The sequence below is a fragment of the Chamaesiphon sp. OTE_20_metabat_361 genome, assembly GCF_031364565.1.
Map to the genome: position 1 here is coordinate 1 of NZ_JANLWO010000370.1, position 6898 is coordinate 6898.

11 protein-coding genes are annotated in these 6898 nt (G+C 42.8%); 9 read left to right on the forward strand and 2 right to left on the reverse strand.

The window, feature by feature from the left end; all coding sequences use genetic code 11:
* The 5 genes from RMO35_RS10770 to RMO35_RS10790 form a co-directional block, all read left to right on the forward strand.
* Positions 1-401 (forward strand): transketolase C-terminal domain-containing protein (locus tag RMO35_RS10770; protein WP_309741098.1); only part of this gene is annotated, 401 nt, incomplete at its 5' end.
* Between the two features lie 220 nt (positions 402-621).
* Positions 622-1062, forward strand: coding sequence for a hypothetical protein (locus tag RMO35_RS10775; protein ID WP_309741099.1), 441 nt, complete (start codon positions 622-624; stop codon positions 1060-1062).
* Between the two features lie 684 nt (positions 1063-1746).
* Positions 1747-2094, forward strand: coding sequence for a DUF6883 domain-containing protein (locus RMO35_RS10780; RefSeq protein ID WP_309741100.1), 348 nt, complete (start codon positions 1747-1749; stop codon positions 2092-2094).
* On the forward strand, positions 2091-2414 hold the full coding sequence (locus tag RMO35_RS10785; protein ID WP_309741101.1) for a DUF4926 domain-containing protein: 324 nt from the start codon (positions 2091-2093) through the stop codon (positions 2412-2414). Before RMO35_RS10780 ends, RMO35_RS10785 begins: the two co-directional genes overlap by 4 nt.
* Positions 2415-2457: 43 nt before the next feature.
* The gene (locus RMO35_RS10790) at positions 2458-2652 is read left to right on the forward strand and encodes a DUF2281 domain-containing protein (RefSeq protein ID WP_309741102.1); all 195 of its coding nucleotides are present in this window, start codon (positions 2458-2460) and stop codon (positions 2650-2652) included.
* Between the two features lie 98 nt (positions 2653-2750).
* Here RMO35_RS10790 and RMO35_RS10795 read toward each other — a convergent pair whose 3' ends face one another.
* On the reverse strand, positions 2751-3179 hold the full coding sequence (locus tag RMO35_RS10795; protein ID WP_309741104.1) for a type II toxin-antitoxin system VapC family toxin: 429 nt from the start codon (positions 3177-3179) through the stop codon (positions 2751-2753).
* A 2-nt stretch (positions 3180-3181) separates the two neighbouring features.
* The gene (locus tag RMO35_RS10800) at positions 3182-3394 is read right to left on the reverse strand and encodes a hypothetical protein (RefSeq protein ID WP_309741105.1); all 213 of its coding nucleotides are present in this window, start codon (positions 3392-3394) and stop codon (positions 3182-3184) included.
* 234 nt (positions 3395-3628) lie between these two features.
* On the opposite strand from RMO35_RS10800, the gene RMO35_RS10805 reads away from it, so the two are divergent.
* From RMO35_RS10805 to lepA, 4 genes are all read left to right on the forward strand, one after another.
* Positions 3629-3955 carry a hypothetical protein gene (locus RMO35_RS10805; protein ID WP_309741107.1) on the forward strand — a complete coding sequence of 109 codons (327 nt, stop codon included), beginning with the start codon at positions 3629-3631 and terminating at the stop codon, positions 3953-3955.
* Between the two features lie 281 nt (positions 3956-4236).
* Positions 4237-4356 (forward strand): type II toxin-antitoxin system HicB family antitoxin, encoded by a 120-nt coding sequence (locus tag RMO35_RS25290; protein ID WP_396134960.1) that lies wholly within the window; start codon positions 4237-4239, stop codon positions 4354-4356.
* A gap of 415 nt (positions 4357-4771) precedes the next feature.
* Positions 4772-5173: a fasciclin domain-containing protein gene (locus RMO35_RS10810; protein ID WP_309741108.1), complete on the forward strand. Its 402-nt coding sequence runs from the start codon at positions 4772-4774 to the stop codon at positions 5171-5173.
* 450 nt (positions 5174-5623) lie between these two features.
* On the forward strand, positions 5624-6898 hold a 1275-nt coding region (gene lepA / locus RMO35_RS10815; protein ID WP_309741109.1), incomplete at its 3' end, for a translation elongation factor 4.

Here is a 6898-nt window from a genome sequence, read left to right on the forward strand (position 1 = left end):
ACAAATTTGTCTCCGGTAAAGATGAAGTAATTCGTGAAGGTACTCAAGGCTATATCGTCAGTTTTGGTGAAGCTTTATACCGCTCATTAGATGCAGTCGAACGCCTCAAACAAGAAGGGATTGATATCGGTCTAATTAATAAGCCAACATTGAACTCGATCGATGAAGAAATGATGTCGAAAATTGGTAAGTCACCGATGGTATTAGTCGTCGAATCTTTCAACCGCAAAACTGGTTTGGGCAGTCGCTTCGGTTCGCAGTTATTGGAGCGCGGCTATAAGCCTAATTACAACCACCTCGGTACGCATATAGAAGGTTGTGGCGGTCTATGGGAGCAGTTCCCACATCAGGGGATAGATCCCGCTGGGATTATGGCTGCGGTTAAGAAGTTGATGGGTTAGGAAATTTTAGGTTTTGAGACGCACGAGTTGGAAGTTGATTCCGACTCGTGCGTTGTTTTGTGTATGACTGAAGAATTATTTTCCTTACTTCGTCTGAATTTAAAATCAAGAGAATGACAAATTTATATTTCACTCGAACATAAAATTGTCCGGATATTACCGCTGTAGCAACGTATATAGAATTATATTTATCTGAGCTACGACTTCTAGGGATAAGGCTATGAGCGATTTTGGTAATAATTTACGTTGGGGTTTACTTTGCACTGCTTACTTTCCATTACTTTCTGTTCTAGCAGTTGTGGTCTTTGCTATTTGCTCGATTCCTTACACGATTTTATTGTGTGTATGGATTGTCTGTCTTCCCCTTCTTTGGATCACTTCGCTAATACCTTCTGATACTTCTTCCAAGGAACTAATTGAAAAAGGGTTTCAAGCTTTTATTCTCTTACCATTTGGAGCAACAATCTTATTTACAATTTATATTGTTTTTTATTTTCTCTCGATCTTCACCTCTCCCTTGTGGTTATTATTGGGATTGATCAATCCAGAGCTAGTTATCCCTGATGATTTTCCAGCAAATCGATGGGTAGTATTATTTACTTATCTAATTATGCCTATATTTTCCTTCGGTTGTATTAGCATGAGTAGTGCTGGGGCTTAATAAAATAATCATTGCCTACAAATTAGAATTATTTAAAAATAAGATTTTGCTTTACATGCAAAGGGCGGGATAAGTTTATGCAAATAAACATTGCTGAATTCTAGAAATATCGAACGAACCCGCCCAACAACACCAGCTAATATCGATTGTGATTCTTTCGTGCGTAGATGACGATGTTCGATCGATCGTTTGAATTCATGGATGGTGACATTCGATCGATTATTGGTGGGTGAGGGCGGGTTCGATCGAGATTTTGGAATTATGCGGAATCGATCGCATAAACCCGCCCCTACGAACCCGTACAGGCGAATATGTGGGTGGGGATTCGATCGATCTTATTTATTATCAGATCTGTAGGGGCGGGTTTATGCTAATAATCATCGCCAAATTCCAAAAATTGTGAACGAACCCGCCCAACCCCACCAGCAAATATCGATTGCGATTCGATCGTGCGTAGATGATGATGTTCGATCGATCGTTTGAATTCATGGATGGTAACATTCGATCGGTTATCGGTGGGTGAGGGCGGGTTCGATTTAGATTTTAGAATTATTCGGAATCGATGGCATAAACCCGCCCCTACAAACCTGTACAGGCGAATATGTGGATGGGGATTCGATCGATCGGATTCATGGTCGATCGTGAGAATATGATGTAGATGGATAGATCGGCGAGAGCAGTAAAATGAAATTAAGTGATGTTGTTTCCCGTATCGAGATCGATCCACGCAAGCTGACAGAATACGCATTGAACCCCGATAACCCCGTCGGAGCCGACAAAGCAATAATCTTTCAACGTGTCCTGGGTTACAACAGAGATAACTATCGATCGCTACTCGAACAAATCCAATCTCAGGCGATGGCAGCAGAAGCCATCCAGAAAAGTGAAGACCAACACGGAGAGCGATATCAGGTAGATTTAGAAGTAGTAGGTACTGAAAATCAAAGAGCCATCATCCAGACTGGCTGGATAGTTCAGCCTAAAACTGATTCTGCTAGATTATTCACCCTGTATGTGAAAAAACAGCCATGAAAAATCCCGAACTCTTCGATGTGATTGAACTCCTAATCGATTTACCTGCTCATAGCCTCTGTGCGGGCGATCGAGGTGCCATTTGTGAAGAATATGGCAATTCACAGTATGAGGTAGAATTTACCAATTCAGATGGAGAATCGATCGCGTTAGTTGCATTATCGATCGACTCTTTTGTCATAGTGTGGCGATCTGCATCTAAAACTTGGGTACCGATCGCTGAAAAAATTCAAGCGATATTATCTGCTTTACCAGAAGATAATCTATCCAAAGTTTTTGAATTTGCTCGTTCCGTTCACAACGAAAGGATATCTGCCTAAAATGTTTCGGCTATTGCACCTATCAGTTGTTCGGGTATGAAATATGAATATTAGAGAAAAAATTATTCAAGAAACTGAAGACACCCCCGATGGTATTTTGTCCGAAGTCTTGGATTATTTACAATATCTGAAAGTTAAACATCAGCAAGGGATGATGGAAACTGCCTTGTTCAGTGAAACGATCCTTCAGAAAGACTGGTTAAAACCAGCAGAAGAAGTTGCATGGCAAAATTTGTAGTCGATCGATTCCTCATCGATCGCATAAACAAAGCCATATACGAACCCGTACAGGCGAATATGTGGGTGGGGATTCGATCGATCGTATTGATGGTCGATCTAAACCGTCCAATCTTCTGTTGCTAATTTTGGAACTTTGCTAAAATCACGAACATTACGAGTCAATAGCACCAAGTTACGAGAGATAGCAATTGCGGCAATTCTCAAATCCATTGTTGATACCCGAACTTTTTGGAAGCGTAACTCATCAAAAATCGCAATCGCTTCAACATCAAATGGCAAAACAGGAGCCGATGCAAAACCCTGAAGAATTTCTATTAAAAGATTGTACCCGCGAATCGTATCGGTATTTGTCTGAGCGCGATTGATAAAATTGTGGGCACCAAGCGTCTGTTCGTGGAAACTAACGGCAGATAAAGCAAAATCTTCTGGAGAATACCTGTCCATTCGCATCATTAAACGGGTAAATTCCACACTCGATCTGCGTTGTAGAAAGCTGATATGGTCGGTATCCAGCAAATATTTCACGATTACTCGACACTTTCTGTAACAGGACGATCCGATTGGCGGAAAGTTTTTCCGTATTCCAGTGCTTCAAGGAAGACTTCTTCATCAGAGATTGAGCCAGTAAGTTTTTGCAACCAGCTTTCAGTGACAGGCTTGCTGTCAACCTTTTGTTGCAGTTCACAAACTGTCTGTTCGAGAGTTTCCAAACGTCTTTCGATAGTTACTTCATTCAACATTTCTTTATCCTTAGAAAGAGCGACTTTCTAAATTATATCTCTTACGAGAGGATCGACGCATAAACAAAGCCATCTATGAACCCGTACAGGCGAATATGTGGGTGGGGGTAAAGGTCGTTGGCGTAGCCTACCGGAGGTAATCATATTTATGTTCGATCGACTGTTCAGAGCCAATTTTTCCAGACCCAATGCTAAAATTGAGACATCACAGGATTTGTCGATTTTTGTTGCATCATGACCCAGGCAAACGAACCAGAAGATAGAGGCATAGAAGCAAGACTAGCTAGATTGGAAGAGCGGCTATCTCGGATCGAACGCACCACTGTACCTAATGATTACATTCGGCGATCGTTCGATCGAGTCTACCAAGACATGACGGAACTCCATTACAAAATCGACAGTTTAGCCGTCGAGGTTGATGGAGTCAAGCAAAGTAACCAACGCATAGAGCAAAAGCTCGAAGAAGTTAGTGCCCAAATGAACGGCAAACTCGAAGAAGTTAGTGCCCAAATGAACGGTAAGCTCGACGTTATCCTAAGACACTTAACAGGAATGAATTAAATCGATATCGGCTGGATAGTTCAGCCTAAAACTGATTCTGCTAGATTATTCACCCTGTATGGCGATCTGCTTCTAAAACTTGGGTGCCGATAGCAGAGAAAATTCAAGCGTTCGCGTAGCGTCGGCTCTGCCGAATCGTATCAGCTTTACCAGAAGAGAATCTATCGAAAGTTTTTGACTTCGCTCGTTCCGTTCATAACGAACGAATCTCTGTCTAGGATTGAGCTTCGCATGTAGTCTTAGCAGTGTTAAAATAAAGTGGATATTTTACCGATCGACTAATGAAACTAACCGTAATCGTCCATGAAGCGATTCTCCAGGGGAGAGGCTTCGCCAACGAAGGCGGCTATTGGGCAGAAGTACCTGCAATCCCAGGCTGTCCGACAGAAGGCGATAGCTGAGATGAGTTGATATCGAATTTGCATGAAGCGATTCTCCAGTAGGAGAGGCTTCGCCAACGAAGGTTGTTTGTCAGTCGATCGTAGCCAGTTAGAAATAGACGACAAATCTCATGACTGGAATGAATTTAGGATAATCGATTTAGTGATGGGTGAGAGTGGTCACTGAGCTTGCCGAAGTGCGAGGTCGTCACGCGACTGTCAGGCACTCTGAGTTTTAGACAAAGATACTTATGCTTAGATCTCTATCAAAAGATAGAGATTTTAAAATGTATCGTAAATGATGTTATTTTGATTATTGCTACCGCTAAAAAAATAGCAGCATTTGATACTGATAAATTGAAATTTTAATGTTTGCTTTTTTTGTTAAAAGTACGTTACATTGAAAGTAAGCAAACAAAATACATTAGGTAAACACATGGCTGACATAGTTGATACCGCCGTTGGCGCAGGTTCTTTTACCACATTAGTTGCAGCAGTCAAAGCGGCTGGATTGGTCGATACTTTAAAGGGTGCAGGGCCTTTCACTGTATTTGCACCTACTGATGAAGCGTTTGCAAAATTGCCAGCAGGCACGATCGAAGCCTTACTCAAAGATATTCCTAAGCTCACAAAGATCCTAACTTATCACGTTGTTGCTGGTAAAGTAATGGCTGCTGATGTCGTTAAACTTAAATCAGCAAAGACTGTTGAAGGTTCGGAAGTAAAAATTGATGCTGCTAACGGTGTCAAGATTAATGATGCCACAGTTACAACACCTGATGTTGCTGCTGATAACGGCGTTATTCACATTATTGATTCAGTTTTACTACCTGCGTAAATTAATTCTATAAATCTACTAGGATTTATTATCTAGAAATAAAGTAGCGACCGTTCATGGTTGCTACTTTATTTTTTTAGCTCGATTTGTTAATTCAACAAATCGCTGCCTCGATGAACTTCTAGATAATTGCTATTGGCACGAGCCAGACTTATTGACGCTACATAACTAGATGTATGTGTGCGTGCTAGTGCTGGAGGGTATTTCGATCGAGTTGATTAGAATGATGCAGCGGTGATGAGAGAATGAGGCTTGTTAAACTCGATCTACCTGCTTGATGGTTGGAGGTGGGTAGGTATTGAAGTACTTCTATAGATAAAATAAAGTTGTTGGTCTAGAACCTCACTGTTTGCTAGAGGCTTGCGCTAAACTGATGAATCATACGGTATTGCCTACCACCATCACTACATTTAGCTCTTCTCTACATTCTCCACATCCTCAGACTTGATTATGACCAATGTGCCCGTTTCGCGAATTCGCAACTTTTCGATCATCGCTCACATCGATCATGGTAAATCTACTTTAGCCGATCGATTGTTGCAGGATACAGGTACAGTTAGCAATCGAGAAATGAAGGAACAGTTTCTCGACAATATGGATTTGGAGCGGGAGCGGGGAATTACGATCAAGCTCCAGGCAGCGCGGATGAATTATACCGCCCTAGACGGTCAAGAGTACGTGCTGAATCTGATCGATACTCCCGGACATGTAGACTTCTCTTATGAGGTGTCTCGGAGCCTGTTAGCTTGCGAAGGAGCTTTATTAGTAGTCGATGCTTCCCAGGGTGTAGAAGCGCAAACTTTGGCGAATGTCTACCTGGCATTGGAGAGCAATTTAGAGATTATCCCCGTGCTCAATAAGATCGATTTACCTGGAGCCGAGCCGGAGCGGGTACGTGCGGAAATCGAGGAGATTATCGGGTTGGATTGTAGCGGGGCGATTTTGACTTCCGCCAAGCAAGGGATCGGGATTCAGGAAATTTTGGAATCGGTGGTGCTATTAGTCCCACCACCGCGAGATACGATTAACGAACCCTTACGCGCCTTGATTTTTGACAGTTACTACGACAGCTATCGCGGCGTCATCGTCTATTTCCGCGTGATGGATGGCAGTGTCAAAAGGGGCGATAAAGTCCGCCTGATGGCAAGTGGCAAAGAATATGTCATCGACGAACTTGGTATTCTCTCACCCATGCAGGTAGAAGTAGACGAGCTACACGCTGGCGAAGTAGGTTATTTCGCCGCATCGATTAAAGCTGTAGGCGATGCGCGGGTAGGCGATACGATTACGATGGTGAGCAATCCGGCAGCCACAGCTCTCGATGGTTATGCCGAAGCTAAGCCGATGGTATTTTGTGGCTTATTTCCGACAGATGCGGATCAGTATCCAGAGTTGCGCGATGCGTTGGATAAATTGCGGCTCAATGATGCAGCACTCAAATACGAGCCAGAAACTTCGAGCGCGATGGGATTTGGATTCAGATGTGGATTTCTCGGCTTACTCCACATGGAAATCGTCCAAGAACGCCTAGAGCGAGAATATAATCTCGATCTAATTACCACCGCACCGTCGGTAGTTTATCGAGTCACCGATATTCAGGGAAACGAGACTTATATCGACAATCCCAGTACCCTTCCCGATCCCAATCATCGCCAAAAGATCGAGGAACCTTACGTCAAATTGGAGATGATTACCCCCGAAGAATATGTCGGGACTTTGATGGAG

What these genes read in the sequence shown, in the direction of transcription:
- RMO35_RS10775 (WP_309741099.1), top strand. Translation starts at nt 622, where the DNA reads ATGAGCGATTTTGGTAATAATTTACGTTGGGGTTTACTTTGCACTGCT.
- RMO35_RS10780 (WP_309741100.1), top strand. Translation starts at nt 1,747, where the DNA reads ATGAAATTAAGTGATGTTGTTTCCCGTATCGAGATCGATCCACGCAAG.
- RMO35_RS10785 (WP_309741101.1), top strand. Translation starts at nt 2,091, where the DNA reads ATGAAAAATCCCGAACTCTTCGATGTGATTGAACTCCTAATCGATTTA.
- RMO35_RS10790 (WP_309741102.1), top strand. Translation starts at nt 2,458, where the DNA reads ATGAATATTAGAGAAAAAATTATTCAAGAAACTGAAGACACCCCCGAT.
- RMO35_RS10800 (WP_309741105.1), bottom strand. Translation starts at nt 3,394, where the DNA reads ATGTTGAATGAAGTAACTATCGAAAGACGTTTGGAAACTCTCGAACAG.
- RMO35_RS10805 (WP_309741107.1), top strand. Translation starts at nt 3,629, where the DNA reads ATGACCCAGGCAAACGAACCAGAAGATAGAGGCATAGAAGCAAGACTA.
- RMO35_RS25290 (WP_396134960.1), top strand. Translation starts at nt 4,237, where the DNA reads ATGAAACTAACCGTAATCGTCCATGAAGCGATTCTCCAGGGGAGAGGC.
- RMO35_RS10810 (WP_309741108.1), top strand. Translation starts at nt 4,772, where the DNA reads ATGGCTGACATAGTTGATACCGCCGTTGGCGCAGGTTCTTTTACCACA.